Origin of the sequence: Sporosarcina sp. SAFN-015, from assembly GCF_051966875.1 — a bacterium.
Taxonomy (GTDB): Bacteria; Bacillota; Bacilli; order Bacillales_A; family Planococcaceae; genus Sporosarcina.
Window position 1 is genome coordinate 1 of record NZ_JBQCKP010000007.1, and the last position, 25,372, is coordinate 25,372.

Annotated in this window: 22 protein-coding genes and 1 pseudogene; 21 read left to right on the plus strand and 2 right to left on the minus strand. The window is 40.5% G+C overall.

Annotation, left to right across the window (positions count from 1 at the left end; all coding sequences use genetic code 11):
- The first annotated feature begins 267 nt into the window (after positions 1-267).
- The 3 genes from ACTHPA_RS12725 (at position 268) to ACTHPA_RS12735 (ending at position 1,862) form a co-directional block, all read left to right on the plus strand.
- Positions 268-744 (plus strand): GNAT family N-acetyltransferase, encoded by a 477-nt coding sequence (locus ACTHPA_RS12725; protein WP_440500709.1) that lies wholly within the window; start codon positions 268-270, stop codon positions 742-744.
- Positions 745-771: 27 nt separating this feature from the next.
- A complete protein-coding gene (locus ACTHPA_RS12730) occupies positions 772-1,236 on the plus strand; it encodes an N-acetyltransferase family protein (RefSeq protein ID WP_440500711.1) in 465 nt (154 codons plus the stop codon).
- Positions 1,237-1,424: 188 nt separating this feature from the next.
- Positions 1,425-1,862, plus strand: coding sequence for a general stress protein (locus ACTHPA_RS12735; protein ID WP_440500712.1), 438 nt, complete (start codon positions 1,425-1,427; stop codon positions 1,860-1,862).
- A gap of 64 nt (positions 1,863-1,926) precedes the next feature.
- Here ACTHPA_RS12735 and ACTHPA_RS12740 read toward each other — a convergent pair whose 3' ends face one another.
- The gene (locus tag ACTHPA_RS12740; RefSeq protein WP_440500713.1) at positions 1,927-2,586 is read right to left on the minus strand and encodes a Pr6Pr family membrane protein; all 660 of its coding nucleotides are present in this window, start codon (positions 2,584-2,586) and stop codon (positions 1,927-1,929) included.
- A gap of 451 nt (positions 2,587-3,037) precedes the next feature.
- Between ACTHPA_RS12740 and ACTHPA_RS12745 the strand changes: the two genes are divergently transcribed.
- From ACTHPA_RS12745 to ACTHPA_RS12785, 9 genes are all read left to right on the plus strand, one after another.
- Positions 3,038-4,027 carry a helix-turn-helix transcriptional regulator gene (locus ACTHPA_RS12745; RefSeq protein ID WP_440500714.1) on the plus strand — a complete coding sequence of 330 codons (990 nt, stop codon included), beginning with the start codon at positions 3,038-3,040 and terminating at the stop codon, positions 4,025-4,027.
- A gap of 76 nt (positions 4,028-4,103) precedes the next feature.
- Positions 4,104-4,739, plus strand: coding sequence for a hypothetical protein (locus tag ACTHPA_RS12750; protein ID WP_440500715.1), 636 nt, complete (start codon positions 4,104-4,106; stop codon positions 4,737-4,739).
- A 19-nt stretch (positions 4,740-4,758) separates the two neighbouring features.
- A complete protein-coding gene (locus ACTHPA_RS12755; protein WP_440500717.1) occupies positions 4,759-5,382 on the plus strand; it encodes a hypothetical protein in 624 nt (207 codons plus the stop codon).
- A gap of 152 nt (positions 5,383-5,534) precedes the next feature.
- Positions 5,535-5,783 carry a hypothetical protein gene (locus ACTHPA_RS12760; RefSeq protein ID WP_440500718.1) on the plus strand — a complete coding sequence of 83 codons (249 nt, stop codon included), beginning with the start codon at positions 5,535-5,537 and terminating at the stop codon, positions 5,781-5,783.
- 165 nt (positions 5,784-5,948) lie between these two features.
- Complete coding sequence (locus ACTHPA_RS12765) at positions 5,949-6,158, plus strand: hypothetical protein (RefSeq protein WP_440500719.1); 210 nt, start codon at positions 5,949-5,951, stop codon at positions 6,156-6,158.
- A gap of 108 nt (positions 6,159-6,266) precedes the next feature.
- A complete protein-coding gene (locus ACTHPA_RS12770) occupies positions 6,267-7,478 on the plus strand; it encodes a hypothetical protein (RefSeq protein ID WP_440500721.1) in 1,212 nt (403 codons plus the stop codon).
- Positions 7,454-8,842, plus strand: a complete 1,389-nt coding sequence (locus tag ACTHPA_RS12775) for a hypothetical protein (RefSeq protein ID WP_440500722.1) — start codon at positions 7,454-7,456, stop codon at positions 8,840-8,842. Before ACTHPA_RS12770 ends, ACTHPA_RS12775 begins: the two co-directional genes overlap by 25 nt.
- Positions 8,808-9,497 carry a hypothetical protein gene (locus ACTHPA_RS12780; RefSeq protein ID WP_440500723.1) on the plus strand — a complete coding sequence of 230 codons (690 nt, stop codon included), beginning with the start codon at positions 8,808-8,810 and terminating at the stop codon, positions 9,495-9,497. Before ACTHPA_RS12775 ends, ACTHPA_RS12780 begins: the two co-directional genes overlap by 35 nt.
- Entirely contained in the window at positions 9,494-12,694 is a 3,201-nt protein-coding gene (locus tag ACTHPA_RS12785; RefSeq protein WP_440500724.1) for a hypothetical protein, read from the plus strand. The genes ACTHPA_RS12780 and ACTHPA_RS12785 overlap by 4 nt, the downstream gene beginning before the upstream one ends.
- Positions 12,695-12,786: 92 nt before the next feature.
- Here the strand turns inward: ACTHPA_RS12785 and ACTHPA_RS12790 are convergent, their stop codons facing one another.
- Entirely contained in the window at positions 12,787-12,987 is a 201-nt protein-coding gene (locus ACTHPA_RS12790) for a hypothetical protein (RefSeq protein WP_440500725.1), read from the minus strand.
- Between the two features lie 333 nt (positions 12,988-13,320).
- Here ACTHPA_RS12790 and ACTHPA_RS12795 point away from each other — a divergent pair, with 333 nt between their 5' ends.
- The 9 genes and pseudogenes from ACTHPA_RS12795 (at position 13,321) to ACTHPA_RS12835 (ending at position 25,261) form a co-directional block, all read left to right on the plus strand.
- Entirely contained in the window at positions 13,321-13,431 is a 111-nt protein-coding gene (locus tag ACTHPA_RS12795) for a putative holin-like toxin (protein ID WP_336822731.1), read from the plus strand.
- 243 nt (positions 13,432-13,674) lie between these two features.
- Complete coding sequence (locus ACTHPA_RS12800; RefSeq protein WP_440500726.1) at positions 13,675-13,878, plus strand: hypothetical protein; 204 nt, start codon at positions 13,675-13,677, stop codon at positions 13,876-13,878.
- A gap of 302 nt (positions 13,879-14,180) precedes the next feature.
- The gene (locus ACTHPA_RS12805; protein WP_440500727.1) at positions 14,181-14,888 is read left to right on the plus strand and encodes a recombinase family protein; all 708 of its coding nucleotides are present in this window, start codon (positions 14,181-14,183) and stop codon (positions 14,886-14,888) included.
- A 249-nt stretch (positions 14,889-15,137) separates the two neighbouring features.
- Entirely contained in the window at positions 15,138-16,730 is a 1,593-nt protein-coding gene (locus ACTHPA_RS12810; protein WP_440500728.1) for a type I restriction-modification system subunit M, read from the plus strand.
- Positions 16,720-17,901 (plus strand): restriction endonuclease subunit S, encoded by a 1,182-nt coding sequence (locus ACTHPA_RS12815; RefSeq protein ID WP_440500729.1) that lies wholly within the window; start codon positions 16,720-16,722, stop codon positions 17,899-17,901. The genes ACTHPA_RS12810 and ACTHPA_RS12815 overlap by 11 nt, the downstream gene beginning before the upstream one ends.
- 23 nt (positions 17,902-17,924) lie before the next feature.
- Complete coding sequence (locus ACTHPA_RS12820; protein WP_440500730.1) at positions 17,925-21,086, plus strand: type I restriction endonuclease subunit R; 3,162 nt, start codon at positions 17,925-17,927, stop codon at positions 21,084-21,086.
- A gap of 272 nt (positions 21,087-21,358) precedes the next feature.
- A complete protein-coding gene (locus ACTHPA_RS12825) occupies positions 21,359-22,240 on the plus strand; it encodes a hypothetical protein (RefSeq protein WP_440500731.1) in 882 nt (293 codons plus the stop codon).
- Positions 22,241-22,380: 140 nt separating this feature from the next.
- A pseudogene (locus tag ACTHPA_RS12830) lies at positions 22,381-22,656 on the plus strand (type I restriction enzyme endonuclease domain-containing protein); the annotation flags it as partial.
- 40 nt (positions 22,657-22,696) lie between these two features.
- A complete protein-coding gene (locus tag ACTHPA_RS12835; RefSeq protein WP_440500732.1) occupies positions 22,697-25,261 on the plus strand; it encodes a hypothetical protein in 2,565 nt (854 codons plus the stop codon).
- The last annotated feature ends 111 nt before the right edge of the window (positions 25,262-25,372 follow it).

The following is a 25,372-nucleotide window of genomic DNA, read 5'->3' on the forward strand; positions in this document are numbered from 1 at the left end:
CGTTGATGTATTAAGGTTCAATACCCGTTTTTCAACGTAAGGTGTTTTTATTTGTCTCATTTTCTTAGGTCAGTGCGAACAATCGCCGGTTGGCTTCTTCGCGTATATATATACTTTTTAATGACTTGTCATAAATGTGCGCTGCACAGGCACCTGCTAAATTATTTTAAAGGGAAATGAAGGATTTCAACTCTTATTAACGAAAGAAGTAAAGAAAGTAGAAATATAAGTTTGGATTGATATGCAATCACAAGGCAGGTTGAAGGAATGAAAAAATTGAAGTTGGCAAAGTTCATGAAGGACGATTTCGAGAAGTATTTCAACTTAGTATCCGATGAATCCGTCATGGCACAAATCACGGAGCGGGCAATTCCATTGGATGAAGCGGAAGGGAACTATCAAAAACTGCTAGAACGCAACGGCAAACACGAGTTGTTTGGCTCCTACAAAGTGATTGACAAGGATTATATAGGGCTTGGACATATTACCGTAAATGAAGATAATCCGGATGAAGCAGAAATCGGATACATGCTACTGCCAGCCTACTGGAACAAAGGATATGGCACCCTCATTGCAGCTGAACTAATTGAATTGGCAAAGCAGACAAATGTAAGCCGCCTCACAGCTATTATCGACCCGGAAAATATCCCATCAAGAAAAATCCTTCTCAAGTATGGATTTACATCGGAAAAGGTCTGTGAAATCGGAGGGTTGCCTGGAGAAATTTTGAGCAAATCCCTGTAAGCAAGATGAAAATAGGAGGCTATACAATTGGCGAATGAAGTGATATTTCGTATAGCGACAGAACAAGATTTGGAACGAATCGTGGAAATGCTAGCGGATGATAAGCTAGGCGCTACACGGGAACAATTCGTACTGCCATTACCGGATGTGTACCATGAAGCGTTTCGGGCGATTGATGCAGATCCCAACAACGAACTAGTCGTTGCCTGTCTCGGAGATGAAGTCGTCGGCGTCCAACAAATCACCTTCACCCCGCACTTGACCCGTCAAGGTGGATGGCGTGCAACGATAGAGGGGGTAAGGACCTGTTCAACTGTACGAGGAAAAGGAATCGGAACAGAGCTCATCAACTGGGCAATCCAACGAGCCGAACAGCGTGGCTGCCACCTCGTTCAGCTCACGACCGATAAAACACGGGAGGACGCCATCCGCTTTTACGAACGGTTAGGATTTCAGGCTACCCATGAAGGAATGAAGATGAAGTTGAATTGAAAAATGCCTATGACCAAGCCGAGGACAAGGGTTTGGTCATAGGCATTTTATTGATCAATTAACCATCTCACAGCCTTTGCAATAATGCCAATTAGATGAACATATAAAGTAAATATGTCTAAAGATAACCATGTCTATAAAAATAAAATAGCGGGTAGAGAATATATATAATTGGGAGGTTACTAAAATTGAAAAATCATATTATTGGCGTATACGACAATGAACAACAAGTGGTCGAAGTTGTAGAGGATTTAAAAAAGAAAGGCTATACAACTGAAGAAATTTCAGTCATTGCTAAAAACACAAAAGAGCTGCCTGAAATCGCAGAGGAAATAAAGCCCTCGACGAGAGACGGAGCCATCGCAGGAGCCGCAACGGGAGGAGCGATTGGCTTAGCGGGAGTAATCGCAGGGTTATCCACAATATTGATTCCCGGATTTGGCGCCGTGTTGGCAGCAGGCCCTATCCTGACAACAATTGGAGGGGCAGTCATAGGTGCCAACTCGGGTGCTGGTGGATTCAAGCATGCGCTTATGGAAGTGGGAGTTACAGATGAGGAAGCGGAACGCTATGCGAAAGATGCTGAGGAAGGTAAAATCCTAGTGTTTGTCCATCCGAGAGAGTGATGGCGGATTGGAGTTAAATAAATGAAAATACCAGCCATATCTTTGGCTGGTTTTCCTTATGCTGTTATTGTGAAGATATTCGCGTACTTGGTCTGAAGCTTAAAAAGATCCTATTTAATAGAATCAATAAAAAGCCCAAAATCACATAGATAAATAAATAAGCAGTTATGAATAAGGCAACATTTGAATAGCTGCCAACACCTACTGGAATTTCTCCATGAGGATTCAAAAAGAAGTAAGGATAAAAACCATCAATCAATCCACGCAGCAACGAAACAACAGAATAAAGCAAAGGGAAGACCATCCAATAAAAGATATGCTTATAGCTATACTTTTTCTTCGTTTCAAAAACGATCCAATTCGTAAAAACAAAAATTGGCAGTAAGTAATGAAGTGTAAAGTTCGTGATGATCCGAATCCCAGCATATTCACCGCCACTTGCAAGAAGGAAATGATACGTAGCAATGACGATAAACATGTAAATAACCGAGCAATTCTTCAAGAATTCCAATACGGGACTCAATGACTTTCTCGATATCATGGCGAACACGCTCAGTAAAAATGTTGCGGATACAATAAGGTTTGATTGGATTGTAAATTTTGTCATAGAGATCCAAGGAGCAGGAGAATAAACGATATGTAAGACAATGCTGACGAAACCTATGACAGAGATGATCATATGGAAAATCAACTTTGTTTTGACCGTCTTTTCTGTTTCAATCAATTCGCCCACCACCGAAGATTTTACAGTTCACCCTAATTATACTACTATTCCGTTAATAATTCAAAGATTGGAGGGGCAGTTATAGGAGCCAACTCGGGTGCTGGTGGATTCAAGCATGCGCTTATGGAAGTGGGCGTCACAGATGATGAAGCGGAACGTTATGCGTTTTTATATACCAATAAAAAGAAGTAACCACCCTTCGCTATGGCCTAGTAGATAGGGTGATTACCTCTTGTAACACTTTTATCTCGCTACTGGTCAACCGCTCTTCTTGCGGTATGTTAGTTGCGTTATGTGGCTGGATGTTCGCGCATCCGGTCTTTTCTTATTATATGTTTAGTTTACCACAAACACTTGGAAGTTATATGAATATTGAGTTAACTAAATAAAACAGTGAACTATAGAAATATGTATAATGAAACAAAGTCCAAAACCGGAAAGGATAATCACAATGACCCGGAATTCGTTAAACGCAAGAGAACGACTCCTCGAAGTGATCTGCATCTTAGAAGCATTTTCCGACGAAGATGAAATGCTGTCAATTCATGACATACATAGCCGTTTCCCCGAGGATTTGCAAGTGGGTATCGGGGCTGTGCGGGATGATGTGACTGCGCTCGAAGATTCAATCGTATTCCCGGTGACAGCAGTCCAAGAGAAAATTGGACTGCCGAAACACTATTATTATGACGGCAGGCCATTTGAAATCCACGAACTTCGCCTACTCATGGATGCGATCAGTGCCGCAAAATTCATTTCCAAACAGGAAACAGACCGGCTCCTTATGAAAATCCGCAAGCTGACTAGCAGAAGATTGGCGAAGCAATTGACGAATGAGTTGCATATAGCAGAACCGTCAGCAAAAGAGGCAGGCGAAATTGTAGCGACGGTCCAGCTCTTGCATGAAGCCATCCATGTCAAACGAGTCGTCGCTTTTCAATACGGCCGTTACGGAACAGACCTTACATTCAATTTGAGCAATGAAGGACAGGACTATCTCGTCGAACCGCTTGCCCTCGTCTGGAACAATGATCGCTATTATCTCGTTGCGCATTTCAAGCGGGAAGATGAAATAAGGCAATACCGACTCGACCGTATGCGGAATGTCCGTATGCAGGAAGAGCAGTTCGTCCCCGACCCTTATTTCAATCTTCACGAGTACACAAGCAAGATGTTCCATATGTTTGGCGGCGAAATGATTTCATTGGAAGCGAAGTTCGCCAATCCGCTCATCAACATTGTCATCGACCGTTTCGGAGTGGATGCCAATATACAAGACCAGCAGGACGGAACCTTTCTATTGAAGGCGCAAGTTGCAATGAGTGAAGGCCTCCTCCGTTGGCTCTTCCGGTGGGGCGGCGACGTCAAAGTCATCCATCCTGCAGAACTCGTATTGAGAATGAAAGAAGAAGCCAAAAAAGTATACGAACAATATGAGTAACCTTTGTGGATATCCGCAAAGGTTATTTTTTTCGGGAACTTACAATGAAAAAGTACACAAACAAGGAGGGTTTCAAATGAAAAAAATAATGATGATGTGCAGCATGTTCATGATCGTTCTACTAGCAGCCTGCGGGGATATCGATGAAAAAAATAGCCGTGAAGTGAAGTCCAATAGTGACGTGGCGGCGGATGTGGAGGATGATGCAACTGAAGTGGCAGAAGAAGAGGTCGAAGAGAAAGAAAAGCCAATAGGAACGCGCTCTAACCCATTGCCTTTTGGAGATACGATTACGGTGAAAGAGAACATCTACGATGACAGCTTCAATTCGTATGATTCACTTGTCGAGATCACCCTGCTTGAAACAATCCGCGGCGAAGAAGCATGGGCGATCATTGAAAAAGAAAATATGTTCAATGAACCAGCAGCAGAAGGCTTCGAATACGCAATGGTGAAAGTGAAAGGGTTCCTAAAAGAATCCGAAACGGAAGACGATAGCCTGTTCTTCTCCAGCATGAATTTCAACTTCGTATCGAATGATGGGGAAGTCTATGATTGGGCGAGCGCTGTCATTCCAAACGAATTATCAAAGGAACTTTACAATGGCGGCACAGCGGAAGGGTATATTATGAATCAAGTGAAAGTTGAAGATGACTTCAAGATTTCATATGATTCAAGCGAAGGATCGCCGGTGTTCTTTTTAGTACAGTAAATAAATGGAGATGAAAATAATGAAGAAAAAACTGTTGGCATTCCTGTTGTTGTCTTTACTCATCTTAGCGGCTTGTTCATCGAAGGACGAAGCTAACGAAAAAGAGAATAACAATAAGCAAGAAAATCAGAAGACCGAAGAAACAAGCGGAGCAGTAGCAGTTGATAAAGGGCTACTGAACGTAGAAGTAACAATCCCAGCTTCCTTCATGGAAGGCGAAGACATCGACACCGTCGTAGCTGAAGCAAAAGAAGACGGCATCAAAGACGTCAAGAAAAACGACGACGGATCCGTCACATACAAAATGACAAAAGCGAAGCATAAAGAAATGATGGAAGAAATGAAAGCAAACGTTACGGAGTATGTGGATGAACTGATCAATGATGAAGACTTTGCTTCCATCAAGGACATCGATCACAACAAAGACTTTTCCAAGTTCACACTAGAAGTCGACAAGGAAGCGTTTGAAAACAGCTTTGATGGATTCGCAGCACTTGGCCTTGCAATGTCCGGGATGTTTTATCAGTTGTTTGAAGGTGTGGATGAAGGGAAGTTGAATGTGTCGATTGATACGGTGGATCAGAGTACTGGGGAGGTTTTTGGTACGGTTGATTATCCGGAGGCGTTTGAGGATATGGAGTGATGATTATCGGAAAATAATTCAGGATTTCGAAGTCTCACCTGTGTTCTATTTTGTTTAGCAATAAATCGGAAATTTTATGCATGATTCATTATAGACATACCATGGAATATGCTAAAATAAAGGTAAGACACTGAACAAGGAGGGCTTTACAAATGAAATGGGAAGAAGTTCGTAAATTATACCCAAATCAATACGTAAAACTTAATATCCTTGACTTTCATGTAGAAGACGACAAAAAAATCGTGACAGATGTAGCATTAATAAATGTCATTGAAAACCCTAAAACGGCTACGAAAGAATTGCTTCGAGCAAAAGGTAATACGCTTGTTTATCATACAGGCACTGAAAAAATTATGATTGAATTAAGAAATCCGACCGGCTTAAGAGGATTGAGACTATGAAGCTGGAAGTTGTAAACCGGTTACTTGAGGTAGAGATGATTATTTCTTACAAAGGGAAGACCAAAATATTGGACAGGCTTGTTGTTGACACGGGAGTAGCTCATACATTGATCTTCAGATATTGTTGAAGATCTAGGTATTTTCTTTGAGAATGGAGACCCCTTAGTGAGCTCCTATGGTATTGGTGGTGAAGAATATTCGTTTCGGAAGCCTGTGGATCTCATAAAACTTGGTTCTCATGAAATAAAAGAGATAAAATTAGATTTTGGTGACCTGCATGAGTGGGGGATAAATGGCCTCCTAGGTCTTGATTTCTTAATGAACGGTCAATTTATTATTAATTTGAAGAACTTGGAGATTAATCAAAGCGAATAATGAATAGTGAGAAGCCAATCATGCTACTTTGATTGGCTTCCTCTTCTATTAACCGGTCAGTTATGAGAAATGTAAATCATCACATAGTTTAGTAGCAGGAGGATAGACATGATAACAGTGAGAAAATTTTTGGAAACATTTATTTGCAAAGCGGGGGAATCTATCCATCCAGTTGGCAATCAGGAATGGGAAATTCAAAAATGGACGGCGCGCACGTTTAAGACGCTGGGCAATGTACTAGCATCCACCGAATATGATATGTTTCCGGCTAAGGAACTTGTCCAACTAGGTTTGAAACCAAAATCACGCAGAACCAAATTGCCTATATCAGATGAATTACAAAGTGAAGCTTTACAGAAAGGTTGGCTCATTCAGGAAATCCGTTTCAAACCTGATGGGAGAACGCCGGCGTCTATTGATTATCGTATGGGGCCAGGGTTGTATGAGTATGAAAGACGGAAAATCGAAGAAGATTTAGAAGCCGATCGACTGCTTACACAAAAATTACTTAGTGAAATTAACGCATCACGGGATAGATTACCGCAAAATTTAATGCAAGAGATGGAGCGATTTGCCCTTGAAGAAGTCGATAGCGAAGGTTGGGGCAAAGAGCGTATCTATAAGTTCACCCATTTCTTAATTGCCTTCCTTCAATTGAAAAAGCAGCAAAATCGAATGGAATATAAAGAAATCGGAGCCACCTATTATAGAAGAATCGGAGGCTCGAAAGAATTCGATACTTATAAAGAAGCATTTATCGCACGTATTGAAAAATGGATTGAGGCGCCGATTAGTGAAGTCGGAATCGTAAGTACAGGTTCAATTGTGCCGATTTTCTTCACGGGGAACGTTACAGGAGAATTCTCCACGTATTCCATCGGTGTTGTGCATGCTACAACGGATATTGCAGTCTCCGCCGAAGAGTTTCGGACAACTGCCAACGTCATTTGGCTCGTTGAAAACAGAGCGATTCTGACGAGAATGGCAACAGAACTCACGTTTTTGTGGGAAACTTCTTCAATTGTATTAGGGATAGATGGACAAGTTCGAGGGGCACATAGGAAGATGATTCAACAATTGTGTAGAAATTCATCCATCGAGCAAATCATAATCTGGGTCGATTACGATGCTGCTGGCATTGTCATCGCAAGGGAATTAGCTAGTATCGTGGATGGAATGAAAGTCCATTTTGTAGGCACTGATGGAAAGGTGTTTGGCGATCATGAAGAATATTCTGCTTGGGTGAAGAGCAGCAATGAAGCAGAACAGGAAATGACATTAGGAGGACCAGCTGAGTGGAAATTAGTAATCAACCAATAATCTCAATTTTCCAAGCGGATCATCAACAACCCGAAATGGCTCGAGCTATGCGGGATATTATCTCGTTAGCTGGAGTGATGAAAGATCTTTCAGGTGAAGCGGTGTTCGATACGCCGTTAGAAATGCTTCGTTTCTTACGTATTATTGAATTGATTCACGAAGAAGCTTATGGCCTTTCGGGTCCAATCGATAATACGGAAACATTATATTATCGCTATCTAGACAGGTTTAATGACGTAGATCCGCCATCTAAGACACGAGTCGCCCAAATCATCAATATCCTTTCTACGAATAACTGGGTTAGTAAACAATCCAACCATATTAAAATGATGAGTGTAGGTAAGAGGATGATGCATGCATTGACGCGGTTGGCCAATGATTCGCTTGCATATTATTTAGAAGACGATATTGGCCGCTCTTTATTCCAAGCAAGACGTGATGCCGAAATTAGTGAAGCCTATGATGATAAAGGCATTTCAGGAGGAAATGTCATTGCTAGCATGATCCGCAATGTGAGAGATGCCATCGACTTGTTGAAGGAGCGGGAGTTGGAGCTTCTGGCTGAGCGCAATGCGTTACCTCAATTGCGGTTGATTCACACGTTAATGGAAGATCTGGATCAAAAGTTAGATGACCGTCTTAAGCAATTCGAAACGATTGAAGACAGCCTTGTGCTGAGTCATCTGATGCAAAGTGGTACAGCAGCTATGACGGAAGGGACAAGTCTCTCAATTGGCATGATCAATAAATATCTGCAATTCATGAATGTTCAGCAAACACCCCTCAAGACAACCATTTCGCCAGAAAGAGTGCGGATGTTCATAACGAAGATGTACAATCCCCCTCTAGAATCAGAAATCCCGAATGCCCATCAGTTATTCAGTTTTATGGATCAAGGTCAGTATGAAGGGGAGGAGCTAGATGGAATTTGGGTACCTGTCAAATATGCAAGTCCTTTAGCACCTGCTGAAATTGAACGAGGGATAGAGTTTCTTGAAAACTATGAGCCGGCAGTCTCGGAAATAGTCGAAGAACCTGTAATTGAGTTCAAGGAAGAACTAGTAGATAGGGAGTCCATTGAAAAATTGGTGGAGGACGCTAGTTGGCTGATGACGAAAGCAGCGGTTGACACTGAGAAAATCGAAACATATTTAGAGGAGAAGGGGAAAGCAGGTTTGGAAGAAGCCATCATTGAAACGGGTTCTGATTCATGGGGAGATGCAATTCGACAACTTTTGGGCATTGCAGCACTTGAGGCTAATAAAAGAGTAAAGATGGATGCCAAGCAAGACGTAATTGAATTTGAGAAGGAATGGAAGTGGATTGAAGATGACGACCGAAAATTCAACATCCAAAAACGATAATAATGAAGACCTTTCACTAAACAGTCTCCAAACGCTACGTAGTGTGTTGACCTCTCGAGAGGAACAAGCATTTATGTCCATTCTATTTTCTTCAAGTGCAACGATCCGGGCGAATAATTTTGGTCTCTCCCGTAAAGAAGTGGAAAAATTATTGGAAGTTACTCGGAATGATGCGTACTTTTTTTCTTTCCTCTCACGTGTTAATCAGGCAGTCGGAAGATATTATCGCCTTATTTACGATGAAGAAAGGGATCAAGTAGTGGTTATGCTTCGAGTTCCGGCAAGATCAGCGCGCCATACCTTGTCGGAGGAATCGTTGGCCGTGTTACTGTTCATGTTTTATCAGCAAGAAGTATTAAAACATGAATTTACGTTACTCACCCAATTATTAGAGGCATTTGGACATGAGGTGAAAAAAGGCAGTAGGCGTATCCAGTTGGCGATAGATACATTACGGAAAATCGGAGCCGTCGAACCCCACCAATTGTCCGAACAGGAAGAAGCCTATCGTTTAACGGTAATTGGCGTAAATATGTTTTCGGATTCGTTTCTGCATCGAATGGTGGAATTCAGTCATTCAAGCCAGTTATCGAAGGAAGACGTTATGAAATTCTTTAACAGATATAATTTGTATGAAGGGGAGGGGTTCCTTTGATCCCATGGCGTTTGCAATTTACGGGGATCCGGGATTACGGCTCGGAGGAAATGTTGTTAGACCAAGCAAATGAACACATTTTAATAACTGGACCAAATGGGGCAGGGAAATCCACCATTTCGTTTTGCATGGGAGCTGTTTTACGCTCCAGTAAAGTGGATATTGAAGGGTTGAAATCTCAGAATCTCCGTACGGATGAGACATGGAGAGCGGCAATTCATCTATTATTTAAAAACGAAGGGATCTCTCGAGTGGATGCTCCTCCTTTCATCGAATTTCGTTTACTTATTGAACAGGCCCCGAATGAGCTTCTAAAGCTGCGTTATGAAATTCATGACGGAGACGAAATAGACGAGCTGGAGCTCCGGCAAGCATTCCGCTCAGGAGACGCGAAGAAAAATAATTTCACAGCCTATAAAAGGGAACTGGAATTTAAATATAAAGTCCACCCCGATCTATACTATTTAATATGGTACCAGCAAGAAGTGAACCAATTTTCGGTTATGGCTCCTGAAGAGAGGTTCCGCATTTTTAGCGAAATGCATAAGATTGACCAAATACAAAAAGATTGGGAAACGAGTTTAGAAGTCGTGAAAGAAGCTCGAGATGCGTACCAGACGGCGTCTAGCCAACAGAAATTCAATGAAATGGAGTTAGACATTGCACGAAATAAGAGAGACCGCTATGAAAATAATAAAAAGCGGCTGGACGAACACGGAAAATCATATGCGTTCACGACACATCACCTTCAATTAACGACTATGAAGGAAATGGAAGAAGCAGAGAAGTACATTGAAGATCGGAAATTCGAGCAGGAAGAATTGGCAGAAGAGGTCCAACATAACACGTTAGAATTAGAACGGGTGAGGGGACAGCGTAGAGATTCAGAAGCGCGGCAGTCAGAGCAGCATAATCAGCTGAAACTATCCGAGGAACAATTATCCTTAGAAGAAGAGAAGGAAGAAAAAATACTAGAAGAAGTGTCTGCCCTTCAAAATGAATTAAGTGAACTAAAAAATGCCTATGCAAAACTGCCCTATACGGAATCTGAGACGAAAGAGAAGATGACGAATGCAAACGAAAAAGTAAAGCACTTGGAAATGGATGAGCAGGAAGTCGAAAAGGATTTGAAAGCTGTCGCAGGCAGAATTAATGTAAATCGCCAAAAGTATGCGGAGGTAAATGCTGCTGTCCAGCAATGGGATGAAAAAAGGAAGCAATCAGAAAAATGGATTGAAAGATACATATCCAGTCACCAGTTGAAACAGGACATTATTGGATTAGCTGAAGGATTGGAAATGACAAAAGATCTGAAGACTGCCAAGGAAAAAGAGTTGAGGAAACTGGAAGAGGAATTCTCCATGTTAACTCAAAATCGAGTTGAGTCGGAACGTCAAACCCAGGCAATTCATCATCTTAAGCAACATGGGATCCGGGCATACCCGCTCAGGCATTTTATAAAATTACAAGATCACCTTCCAATTGAAAGCGAGCGTCTATTCGATGCAATTAAATATACAGTTTTTTATGAAGCAGCAAGTTGCAAGCCGATTAATGATTTATATCATGTTTCCTTAGAGAAATTGGTGCCGGACCGTTCCATTATCACTCTTCCCCAATATGGCTTGGAGATGCAGGAGAATCTATCTGTTCATGAGCAAAATCAAGCGGCACGCGTCCTTTGGTGGATGGAGAGATTATTTGACCCGGATTACCCGGATCTCCAAAAGGGATTGCTGATAGATCGGATAGGAAGTAGAGGGCCTCAAGAGCAAAATACGTATATTCTAAGCAAGAGGGCACTAACAGAGAGAAGACAAACGCTGGAGCGGCGAATCAATGAGCTTCGGAATGATATTCAACAGCTGACAGAGCAGTTTGAAACGGATAATGATCAGTATCGTGTCTGGAACGCAGACGTGCAAAAAGTGATTGACGCGGAAGCTTTTTTATCCACGAAAGCAGATCAGCAATACCGACTTGATCAACTGCGTTCTTTAGCGGATGAACATGCAGAATTGGAAAGACGTAAAACAGAGCTTGAAAATCAGAAGGATGCTCTTTGGAAAGATAAATACAAAGAAGAGGAACTGATCAAAAGCCTTGAAGAGTATATGTTGGTGTATGAGCAGTTTGGAAAACAATCCGAAAAGATACAGCGCTTGCAAGAGCAAGAACAACAATTACTACAGCTGGCCCAAAATGTCCAAGCAATCCGGCGGTCAATTCAAGCGATAAATAGGAACTTGAATGAAATACAAGGCATCTTGCAAAAATACAAGCGAGAAGAAACTGATATTGAGGATAAGCTAGTAGCTACAAAGCGTGTATTGGCGCAAATTGAAAATCAGATACGTGATAAAGAAGACGAGAAAAATGCCCTATTGGGTCGTTATTTGGACTATGAAAAAGAGATGCTTGAACTAACACAGCTGATTCCTGATCTGGTACGGAAAGCGTTGCAAGAAGAGCAGACGGAAGTATCTAAATACGATTTGCAAATGCATAAGACCCAGGCGAAGGTTGAGTTTGAGAATGCTCGGAACGAAAAGGATATCGACCCGAATGCTGTGGAGAATTACCGAACGTTAGAACAAGAATTCCAACGGAAAAAAGAGGAATTGCAATCCGCAAGAAGTCTTCTAGAGGAAAACGAAGAGCGTGCTATTATAAACGAACAGAGATTGGAAACAGCAATACAAATGCAAGTGACCAAGATTAACTTGCTTTTTCAAGAGTATATGGGTGAATTCCAATTTGAAGGTCAAATTAAGTACGAAAAAGTAACCGATAAAAAAGGACGGCCTATATTCAAACTGTTCATATATGTGCGGAAGGAAGGGCATCGAGGAAAGTTTGAGGATGTAAGCTTGAAAGCGAGGGGCGGTCGGGTTGGAAAAGGTGTATCGGGTGGTGAAGAGTCGTTAAGCTCACTCCTATTTGCACTATCGTTGTTGCAAAACCTCGAAAACCAAGCCGGCTTTATCGTCCTCGACGAATTTGATAGTGCACTTGATGAAAAACGTAAATCCACTGTATTTGAACTGTATGCTAACAAACTGCAAAGAAAACTGATCATCTTGTCTCCGAAAGCCCATGAAGATGAGTATTACCACCAATTTTCAAAAGCGTTTATTGTCTCCCATGATCCGAAGGAAGTGAGCAGCAAAATTAGGGGGATTAAAATAGCTGAATAGGTCTTGTTTTTTAGAACCCAAACAAATGACGGTTTGGGTTCTTTACTACTAATATTATGGTAGTCTGGAGAGCATTGAACTGTGCTAAGTCTTTAAAATGGTAAAGTGTCATTGACTCCGGAAGGTGCGTCTTCTTCCACCAATCCGTGCGCAAAAGCCTCTTCCCAAGTAATGCCGTACGGGACGCCGCCTTCTGTAAAACCTGCGATGAAAAAGAAATGTTCATTCTGACCATACTCAGCAATATACAATTCTTTCTTAACCTGCTTTTTTCGTCCCTGTTTCTTACTCAAATCGAATCCTCCCTTTGCAATAAAACTTCAAACAACATGCCAGAAATGCTCCGGAGACTATGCCTTTATTAAGGATGTGCAGATAAGCTGAAAGTGACTAGATGCAATGAATCAAAACACCGGAAAAGTTTTGGGTACGGTTAAATACCCGGAAGCAGGCATAGAGTAAGGGCATGATTCTTGCTCTTTTCTCTTTCTTCATCATTTCGTGTAGGAGACATAAAGAGAATTCTTATTATTCAATCGATAATTAAATGCCAATATGGTAGACTAATAGTAGCAACGACATATAGCGGATGGGCGGTTGACACTCCCTGGAAAGGGGGTGTTTAAGTGGTGACATACGAAGCAATAAACATGATGTTCCAATTTGGAATATTCCTCGCAACAGCGGCAGCAACAGTTGTAGCGATGATTGCTCTATACACCAATAGAAAAAAGTAACCACCCTCCGCTAACGTCCAAGTAAGCAGGGAAGTTACTTCTATGCAAAAATATCAACTTTACTGGTCAACCGCACTTCTTGCGGTATGTCCGTTGCATCGACCAGATGTTCCAGCATCTGGTCTTTTCTTATTATATGCTCAGTTTACCACAACTAAACGGAGTTTGCATATTACTACTTATAACCATTCAATCAATTAACAAACAATTTAAAGAATCCGAAATGAAACAAGGGGAGTTACAATGAAATGGGAAGAAGTTTGTAAATTACACCCAAATCAATATGTAAAACTGAATATCCTTGACTTCTGCATAGCAGATGAAAAAATCGTGATGTATGTAACACTTATTCTTGTCATAGACAATCCTAACATGGTTGCGAAAGAGTTCCTTCGAGCAAAAGGTAATACGATTGTTTATCATACAGGCACTGAGAGTCGTGATTGAAATGAGAAACCGGAAGGCTTTTCCGGAATTAAAGAAAAGAACCTATTATATTATTATTATTCATAACGCTTGTTAATCAATAACAAGTAGATTTTCTTTGTTCTCCCTCTCCATATAATCTGTCTGTAACACGGTTAGGTTCGTGGCAGTAATCGCGACGATTACGTTATACACCTATAAAAGAAGCATAAACTAACTCCTTACCATCAGATCCAATTTATACCGTTATCAAATCTGTGCAGTGTTTGATAGTATTTATTTGCTAGATATTTTTAATGCTAAATTAAATAGGAGACTTTCACATGTCTATCAAAATAAATAAAGAAATTTCAAAAGCTGTTCAGTTATTGGCAGAAACAGAAGAAACGGGCAACCTGTATGGCTATGCTAGGCTATCAACGATCAAGCAAGATTTAACGGAACAGTTGATGGAGTTGGAAGCATTCGGAGTTCTACAAGACAATGTCTTTATCGAAAATGAATCTAGTGGAGATAAGTCTAATCGTACAGAGTTAACGAAATTACTGGAATATGTTACGAAAGGCGATACGATAGTTGTTTATAAGTTAGACCGTTTAGGGCGTTCAGTTTCTCAAGTGATTAACACAATTGAACAATTAACGAAAGCTTGCATTTTCCTAGTTGTTATTGAAAGTGGAATTGATACCCGAAAATCTAAAGACGATTATGAAGGAGTTGGAACGAAGGTTCTCTTAACTGTTTTTGATCTCTTGGCTAACCTTGAGGGTACATATATACAAGAACGTACACGTCCTGCAATCGAACAAGCTAAGGCAAACGGGGTGAAATTCGGTCGAAAAGAGGTTAATAAACAACTATACAGAAAAGCTGTTATTGAGTTTGCAGAAGCAAACGGTACTAAAACTGTAAATGAAATTATCGACGCATACGGATTCGATGCTGACGGCAAGAGTGTTCTAACCGAAGCGACATTTTATAGACGTTTAAAAGAATATCGTGCAGAACAGAACGCTTTAAACAAGAAATAAAAGACGCAACAGAAGACTTCCTAGGTCGGAACGGGATCATTGGGTTAGTGATTTATTCATCGAATACTTTTGAAGTTCTAACTAGAGCTTTGAAAGTGTTTTTTGCGTTCCAAATAAATTCCAACACTGTCTTCCACAGTATTGTCGCTGCTTGCTATCATTGGTATGATAGATATAGGCATAACTGGAAAACAGTAAGTTTATGAAAAAAGTAATGCTACATAACTATTGAATAGCGGGGAAAAGAAAATGGCTGAATTGAATTCTAGATTATTTAGCGCAGCGGACAATCTGCGCAGCAAAATGGATGCATCCGAGTATAAAAACTATTTACTGGGCTTAATTTTCTATAAATACTTATCTGATCGGCTTTTAGTGAAAGTAGTTGAAATCGCGGATGAGCCACTGGAAGAATACGATACTGCTGAAAAGCAGACAAAACTATATACAGAACTTTTGGCAGATGAAGATGTTAAAGCTGACTTAATTGAAACACTGGTTGATACGTTGGGATATGACATCGAGCCACCTTACTTATTCAATGTCCTTACCGACCAAGCAAAACAAAACACGTTTCAGCTAAACGATTTGAATAAAGCGTTTATCGACTTGTCTACAAAATATGACCAATTCACGGGCTTGTTTGATGACGTCGATTTAACTTCCAAAAAACTAGGGGCAGATGCCCAACAACGTAACATTACCATTACAGAAGTCATTAAGAAGCTGAACCCAATTAATCTATTGGGACATGGCGGCGATGTCATCGGGGATGCGTATGAGTTCCTTATCAGCCAATTTGCTTCTGAAGCAGGGAAGAAGGCCGGAGAGTTCTACACCCCTCATGAAGTTTCGGTCATGATGGCAAGAATTGCTGCAATGGGGCAGGAAGATAAGAAATTGTTTAGCGTCTATGACCCGACAATGGGATCTGGATCGCTCATGCTGAATATCCGGAACTACATCAATCATCCTGAAAGCGTCAAGTATCACGGACAGGAACTGAACACGACGACATTCAATCTGGCAAAGATGAACCTTATTCTGCACGGAGTCGATAAAGAGGACATGCGTCTTAGCAATGGGGATACGTTGAATAAAGACTGGCCAACTGACGAGCCGTACACGTTTGACGCGGTACTCATGAATCCACCATATTCAGCAAAATGGTCATCAGACGACACATTCCTGGATGACTCCCGTTTCAACCGATACGGAAGATTGGCACCGAAATCAAAAGCAGACTTTGCGTTTTTATTACATGGACTGTACCACATGAAAGATTCCGGCACAATGGCGATTGTTTTGCCGCACGGCGTCCTATTCCGTGGAGCAGCAGAAGGAGTTATCCGAAAGAAATTATTGGAAGACGGAAGCATCGACGCGGTCATAGGTATGCCGGCAAACCTGTTCTTTGGTACATCCATTCCGACGACGGTTATTATTCTAAAGAAAAATCGTACAACTCGGGATGTATTATTCATTGATGCAAGTCAGGAATTCGCAAAGGGTAAGAATCAGAATAAGTTGTCCAACGAGAACATTGATAAAATAGTCGAAACCTATAAGAAACGTGAATATGTTGAGAAGTATGCCCATCTCGCCAGCTTCGAAGAAATTAAAGAGAATGAATTTAACCTGAACATCCCGCGTTATGTCGATACATTTGAAGAAGAAGAGCCGGTTGATATGGCTATAGTCGGTAAAGCTTTGATAGACATTAGGAGAGAAAAAGGAGAACTTGAATCCAGCTTGTTTGAAATGATTTCTTTATTGGAATGCGGAAAAGAAAATGAGGAATGGATTAAAGGTGCATTAGAGGTGTTTAATCATGGGAAATAACAATGAACCGGAAGTTAGATTTCCAGGATTTACTGATACATGGGGTCAGGCTAAATTGGGGAATTCCGTAAAGTTTATAAATGGTCGCGCATATAAACAACAAGAATTACTTGATAAAGGAAAGTACAGGGTATTACGTGTTGGGAATTTCAATACTAATGACAGATGGTATTATTCTGATCTTGAGCTGGAAGACAATAAATATGCCAATCCGGGAGACTTGCTTTATCTGTGGGCAACTAGTTTTGGCCCGGAAATTTGGAATGAAGAGCGTGTGATATATCATTACCATATATGGAAATTAGAAATTGAAGATTCCAATATAGATAAACAGTACCTGTATACTTGGTTAGAAAATGATAAAGAAAGAATAAAGCAAACAACGAATGGAACTACTATGGTTCATATTACCAAAGCCTCTATGGAGGAAAGAAGGTTCCATTTTCCTGTTATTAAAGAACAACAAAGTATCGGCAAGCTGTTCAAACAAATTGATAAAAACATCTCTCTTCACAAACAAGAACTAACCGCCCTCAAACAAACAAAACAAGGGTTCTTGCAAAAGATGTTTCCAAAAGAAGGAAAGTACGTGCCAGAAGTTCGGTTTCCGGGGTTTAGTGGGGAATGGGTATCTACTAAGGCGAAAAAAATCTTCAAAGCAATTTCAGAAAAAAACCATCCTGAACTTCCCGTGATTTCAGCTTCGCAAGAAAAGGGAATGGTATACAGGAAGGACTTAGGGATTAATATAAGTTATGATGCGAAATCGACTATAACATATAAAAGAGTCACACCTGGGCAATTCGTTATTCATCTGCGTTCCTTTCAAGGCGGTTTTGCTTTTTCAAATATTGAAGGAATTACTTCTCCTGCGTATACTGTGTTGGATTTTATTGATATAGAAAAACATTATCCTGTCTTTTGGAAGTATGTTTTATCTAGCAATAGTTTTATCAAGAAATTAGAAGGAGTGACATATGGTATTCGAGATGGCAGAAGTATAAGTTATCACGATTTTTCAACCCTGAAACTCCTAGTCCCTAGTTATGAAGAACAAGTTAAAATTGGTAGTTTTTTATTGAAAATCGATAAAACAATCGCCCTCCAAGAAAAAGAACTAGAAGCCCTACAACAAACCAAAAAAGCATTCCTGCAAAAGATGTTTGTTTGAATGTCTGGAAAGGAGGATGCCCCATGACAAAGATTCAGCATAGAGATGAATTGGAAGTGGAACGTCGACTGATCGAGGTTCTTGGCGAAGGTCACAATCAGTGGAACTATCGGCCGGATTTGAAGTCGGAAGAGGACTTGTGGATTAACTTGCGTAAGAAGATCACGCAGAACAACTTGTCTGAGATCGGCGAAACACCGCTGACTGACCAAGAATTCGAGACAATCAAGACTGAATTGCTGCTAAAAACGAAAACTCCTTTTGACGCGGCCAAGTGGCTTAAAGGGGAGAATGGTATTGCGCGCATTACTATTGAGCGGGAAGATGTTTCGCTTGGTTCGATGTCGCTCGTTCTCTACTCAAACCAGGACATTGGCGGCGGCATATCGACGTATGAAGTTGTACACCAAATTGCGAAGCAGAAAGTCAGTGATGATGGACGAAATCGCCGGTTTGACGTCACCCTGCTGATTAACGGACTGCCCATTGTTCAGATTGAATTGAAACAAGTGAGTGCAAAAGATGGCGTATTCCAAGCGTTCCATCAGATAAAGAAATATGCAGAAGAAGGGATGTTCCGGAATAACATCTTTTCCACGCTTCAGCTGTTTGTCATTTCGAATGAGCAGACAACGCGTTATTTTGCGAATGCGATGCCGAAGGACTTGCATAAGAAGTTTGTCTTTAGTTGGCGCACGACCGACAACCGAAAAGTGGACAACCTCTATGAATTCGTTAAACAAGTAATGAATATACCGGATGCCCATCGGCTCATTGCGAATTATACGATTGTCAGTGAGGATCAAGACAATAAAGTGCTGATGGTTTTGCATCCGTATCAAATACACGCAATCGAAGCATTATTTACGTCAGCGATGAAGCATGAATCGGGATACGTTTGGCATGCAACGGGCTCAGGTAAAACGTTGACGAGTTTCGTGTCGACCAAGCTGCTTGCACGGAAACCGGGGGTAGACCGCACTGTCATGCTCATCGACCGCAAAGATCTGGACAATCAGACAACAAGTGAATTTACGAAGTTTGCTTCCGAGTTCAATACAGGAATATCATCCGGCACTGCCAGGTCAAATAGTTTAATAGTCGGTACAGGGAGCTCACGTGAATTGAGTGAAACGCTCCTGTCGAGTGCCAATTCCAATACCGTGATCATTACGACACGTCAGAAGTTGGAGGCTGCTCTTCGATATGCGGAAAGACAGGAAGAACAGCGGGGGACGCAGCGCTTCAAGAATCTCATAAGCCAACATATTGTTTTCGTCGTGGATGAATGCCATCGGGCACTGAGTGCAGAAGGAATGGAAGCTATCAAAAAGTTCTTTCCTAATTCCACTTGGTTCGGTTTCACAGGCACGCCGATATTTGAACAAAACAAAAAGCAGGCGAAAGGCCGGCTTGCTCGTACAACACATGATCAGTACGGAGAAGTGCTACACACATATACCATTAAGAACGCCTTGGAAGATGGCTCGGTTTTAGGCTTTCAAGTGGAGCATGAAGATACAATCGAACCAACATCACTTGATAACTATATCTTTGAGCAACTGCGCCAAAAAGAGAAATACGCAAGCGTTACTGACAATGAATTGAATGATCTGATCGACAAAATGGAGCGGATTGAAAAGGAAACATATATCGAATCGTCAAGCTATGAAAGTGAAGATCATATCCAAAAAGTGCTACACAAGATTTTTCGTCCGGATAATGCCTATACGAAATTCGACTTTCAAAATGGACGCCCGCAAAAGTCAGCAATCTTGACGACAAGCTCCATCGATATGGCGAAGCGTTATTACCATGCCATTAAAAAGATGACGGCAGATCCCGATTGGCTGACAAAAGAATTCGCCGGGCATCCGATTCGGACGGGACGTACAATGGACGATCCGGATTTTCCGCGTATCGCCATCACCTACTCGCTTCAGGAGAACGAAGAGGATTCAAAGCAGTCACAGGATGAAATGAAGGAAATCATAAAGGACTACAACGTCTACTATGGCACGGCCTGGTCGATTGAAGACATCGAACGCTATAATGGCGATATCAACAACCGCCTGGCACGGAAGCGGGCTGAGTTCAAAGCGTTCGGCAAACAAGTCGACTTGGTCATCGTTGTAGACCGGCTGTTGACAGGCTTTGACGCACCGACAGTGCAGACGTTATTTGTCGATCGTAATCTCAGTTACGCAAACTTGATCCAGGCCTTCTCAAGGACGAACCGGACTTTTCCTGGCAAGACAAAAGGTTTGATTGTCACATTCCGAAAGCCAGCGATAATGGAAAAAAACGTGGAAGATGCAACCAAATTATATTCACAGGCCCAAGAAGAAACTACACTCGTCTATCCGTCCTACGACAAGTCGAAAAAACGGTTTAAAGCAGCTCATAAAACATTGACTACTGTCGTTCCCAACCTAGAAAAAATCGATGAAAATTCACCTTTGGAGCAGCGCGTTGAGTTTGTGAAAGCCTTCCAGGAATTGAATAACGCCTACGAAGCCCTTGTAACCTATGATGACTACAATGATGACATGGGAACATCCAAAGCGTTGCAGGAACAGGTCAAAACGTTGGAAAACTACCTAGGCGTTTATAACACGGTAAAGGGTTCCTTGATGGAAGAAGAGGGAGAAGGCGGAGAAGCTGAACCGGATTTCTCTGAGATTGAGTTTTATGGAGACAATACGACAAAGCTCTACGACATCGACTCCACTTACATCGACCGTCTACTAGAAACATATACAGCGCACAACCAGGATACTCGTGGAGAGATTGAAAAAGCGCTTACCAAATTGAACAAACCAGCAGCGGCAAAGGATGTTTATGAAACGATCCTTAACGATATCGACGAAGGAAAAATCGATGTGGATGAAGATATCCTAGCTGTCAAACGGCGCTATTTTACACATGCCTATGAAAGTGCAATTGAGAACTTGTCCAACACATGGTTTGTCAATGAAGACCAGCTTCACCTTTCCGCCATCCAATACGTACCTGGATCTGACACGATCCCAAACATCGGAGCAATCCTCGACAGCAAGCAGTTTGATAAGTATAAAGAGGTAAATCCGGATGCGAAGCCGTTGAAATATGGTCCGCAGATGAAGCGGGAGTGGCTGCAGGTGTTGAATGAGGAGATTGTGCCTTATGGGGATGAGTTGCGGTAGGTACTAGCTATGCCTTGTTTTGCATGAACAATAGAGAAGAATAATTACCCCTTAAACACCCTCCAGTGAAATTTACTCGAGGGTTATTTGGGTTAAGGTAATGTTTTATAATACACGAATTCTGTTCAAAAACTGGTTAACCTTATTAGTAAACCATTATAAATTATCAAGTCATAACTTTCACACTACCCTTGTACATTTCCAACACTTTCCATGGTATAATATAACCAAATAGGGTCTCATGAAAAACGACAAAGAAGGGGAGTTTTGTTATGAGAATTGATAGAGCAATTTTTAGAGATGGGAGTAATGAAGAAGTTGTAATATTAGAAACGATAACTAGCCACGCTGATTACCTAACTATCAAAGAGAATTTGTACTGCGCTATCCCGAAATGTAATTGTAGATTAGTATACGTACCTGAGGGAGTTAAGATAGCATATTTTAAAAAGTGGAAAGGCTATGATCATGTTGAGGATTGTCCATACTACAGGGAGACGATTATGGGTGCGAAATCCTTCCGTATAGTTGGTAAAAATATATCGAGATTACGAGAAGAACATGTGAAAAACGTATTGAACGATACGTTTGATAGGTTTAATGAAACCGAAGAGGAACGTGCGAAAAGATTAGAAAGACAAACTACCAATGCAAGAAAACGAAAAAACAAAGTGATAGAGCGGCAAGACTCTATGGATTTCGAGGACGTATACGTAACTCTTCCGACAACCTCTTTAAATGTAGAAGAAGTTAAAAAAGGTAAAAGAAATCCGACTGTAAAGAAAAGAATGTCATTAGCAGACTTTGTTTTTTCGGATATCGGACTGACAATTAGTACTGTAGGCAATTTAAGAGACGTTCATATAGAAGAAAAGTATTCGCTTGTCGCAATAGTTGATAAGCATGAGCATGTTTACTTCCCGCTTTATCTAGAAGAATTTTTTTATCAGAACTCGTCTCTCAATACTAGCTCGATGATCGAGGGGTTAAAAAAACTTTATGAGGAAAGTGAAGATGAAATTATCGTTACGGTAATTGGGGAAGTAGTTTTTAGGGATGGCCAATTCGGTATGCTTGTAATGGATGAGAAAAAATTGAACTTTAACAGAATGCGCTTACCATCTCTAATATTGTCTAGAACTGCTTTGTTTTGACTTGATTTGAACAATCGTAGCATTACTGCCGTAAAAGGAAATTTCCCGTGGTTCTACAATAGAAATAATTTCAAGTGCAAGGGTATTAATGAATTTTGGATTGTTGCAGAACCTGGCCCTAACATTACTCCTACTAAGCTGGTGAAAACACTGGCGTGATTCAGGTGGAAATAGCGTTTTACGGCGCACTTTCTTCATTATACAACAGAGCAAGTGCTAGGGATGACATCCTAAAAGTGATTGCGCATGAGCTGACGAAAGCGATTAAAGAGAAATTGACTGGAATTTACGGGAATTGGCAAGGGCGAAAATGCGGATTACTGTGCGCAGACTGGTGAAGGTATCCGCCTGATTTGCAGAAGATGGCGGTAGTAACTGTGGCGAAGCAGGCGGAGTTGATGGCTGGGAATATGTAGGTGAAGGGTAATTTCTTATCAAGGATGAAGGGGTGCTTACATGAGTAAAAAAGTAACTGTTAGAAATAATGAATATGGAAAGCTTGATGAGTTAAATGAGGAGACTTATTGGAAAGAACTTGGTTTAAATATTGAGCTAATAAAAGAAACGAAATTTAATAATCTTAACAGTTACTTTGATGCTGATATAAGAAAGCAGAAAAAAAGTGTTTTATTGGAAATATCATCATTTTTATTGTATGAAGAAGAACAAACTGAAAGTGCAGACGAATTGCTTGGTACGGAAGTTTCCGATCATAAAAAGAAATTGTACTTACTGATTAAAGAATTCACCTTCCGAAAGAAAATGACGATACAAGAATATGTTCAACAAGCGAATTTTCAATTGGATTATCTATCTGAAGTCGCTCTTGTTTGGTCGCTTTATGAACAATCCCCAAGTCACTTGTTCGAGATTTTGACTTATCATAATTGGAGAAGCCGAGCATCAAATACACTCTTTACTTACTCCAATAAGCAGGACAAGGAAAAGATATTGAAGATAGCCACCGACAGTAGTAATAGAGATGATTTATGCAATCGCCTTTACAAAAAATCGGGACAAGCAAATGAATACAAAATATACTCTTATGCCAAATTCAGCGATTTGGTTATTTTTCAGTTATATAAAATGATAAACGATAAAACTGTTCCCGATTTTGAGGAGCCGATTAGGAATCGGGAAGTAAAGTCAATCATGTTCGCGGTAAACACAGTGGATAGCACATTGGAAATCAGAGATTATACTTTGAGGGAAAGGGATGCATTATTGGATTTTCTTGCCTCAATGTTTGGCGCGCACTTAAATGAAGTTGCAACGGATCCCTACATAGATTATGATGCAGCTGTTCTAAAAAAATCTATTCTGGGTATTGAACAAGTGAGACCTTCTACTGATGGTATAGTGATTTCAGCTATTACGTTTAGTAAAAGTACTTTACCTAAATCTCCATTAATTCATTTTGAATTGAATGACAGTGATGTTATGGAAGCGGTCTTCCAGGCACATCAAAGCGGGGTTATTGACTTAAGCGATTTAAAGGATATAAAATCACTGAAACTTCAATCAGCAAAAACATCAAGGACCATTCGTGCTATTGCCTTAGAATCCGGGGACGTCCTTTTTTCATTGGATGATAGTGGTCTTGATTCGGAAACTAAAAAACATCTAAGGGAAAGATTTGAAAAAAGATTTTCCATCCCGCTCGATCAACCTATTTCCAATCTACACTTTAATGGAGATATAGAAGAGAAAGTGGATTATTTAATGGGCTTAACCAAAGAAGAACCCTTAGATGATTTGACAAAAGGAACATTTGAGGATTTGTTGAAGAAAAAGGTCATGGTGAGGAAAGAGCATATCGAAAAGTTTTGCACCGTCTGCTGGGAAATATATGAGAGTGAAGAAGAATGCCCAGAATGTGAGGTTGGCCTAAAAAGTAGAAAAAATATTACTTTAGAAATGGACAAGGATAAGGCTGTAAAAGTATTCGAAAGAAAGATCAGAGGATTCTTAGGTTCTCCTTGGTCTAATACAAAAGACGGACGACAAACAATCGACAAAGAAGTATATCAATTTCTTATAGTAGAAGATGAAGATACCGGGGATGAAATTAGATTTTTGGTCACTGATCAACAATTGCCTCTTAAGGTTATAAACAAAATCAATAGAATGGTCATGCCGACTGCTATAGTATATATAGGTTCAAATAAAGTAAATGTTGAGAAATACAATGACAGTTTTATCATCACAAAAAATTATGGCTTTTTTTATACTATGGATAAGACTGAAGAATTCCAGACTTATATGAAAGAGATCTCTTCAGAGTTTCTACGAAGACAGAAACAATCAAGTGCCAAGTCCGCTTTTGAGGCTTATAAATCTCTGGGTATAATTGAAAATAACGACAAGTACACCGCTAATGACTTAGAACACGATGTCTATGCAATTATTAATGATCTCACACATAATTCTACGCAATGGGGATCGAAATTTAGTGGAAAGATACTTCCTGAAGGTGTATTCACTCTTAGTTATAAAACAAAAAGTAAAGAGAAGAAGTGCGCTTACACATACGATTGCAAATTATCTAGATTAGCAACAGGTTATGATTTAAATATCGCTGAACAACGCAAAGCAGAGGACTATATAACCAGGGCCTACGGATCGGACTTCTTAGAGAATTATTTAAGAAGTGATTTGGAAATCACTGCACACTTAATTATATCCAATAATGTCGATGTAAAAAAAATTGAAGCTATGAACAGCTATTTGAAGACAAAACGTATAAATGCTCGTGCTAAACTTATAAAAACAGAAGTGCTGATTAAAATTTATGAATTGTATCTTCTGAATTTCCAAAGTATATCTTCAAGGCCAAACTATTTTAAAAAATCATTGATTAGTTTGTTTGATACAAACGCTGACGAACTCCTTTTGTCCGAAGTTACAACTGAATTCAAGAAGCTTTTAAAAGATGGACTGATTGAACAAGCCACATTGGATATGGAAGCCTTCACAGATGAGATGCTTCAGTCGATGGAGATGGAACGTATCTCAGGCTGATTCAAATTAGTACCATGCACCCGAACACTTCTGAATAGAATGAGTAAGCGAAGATTGGACGAAGAAACGAAGTCGTTTTTCACTTCAGCTATGCCAGCTACAATGAAAAAG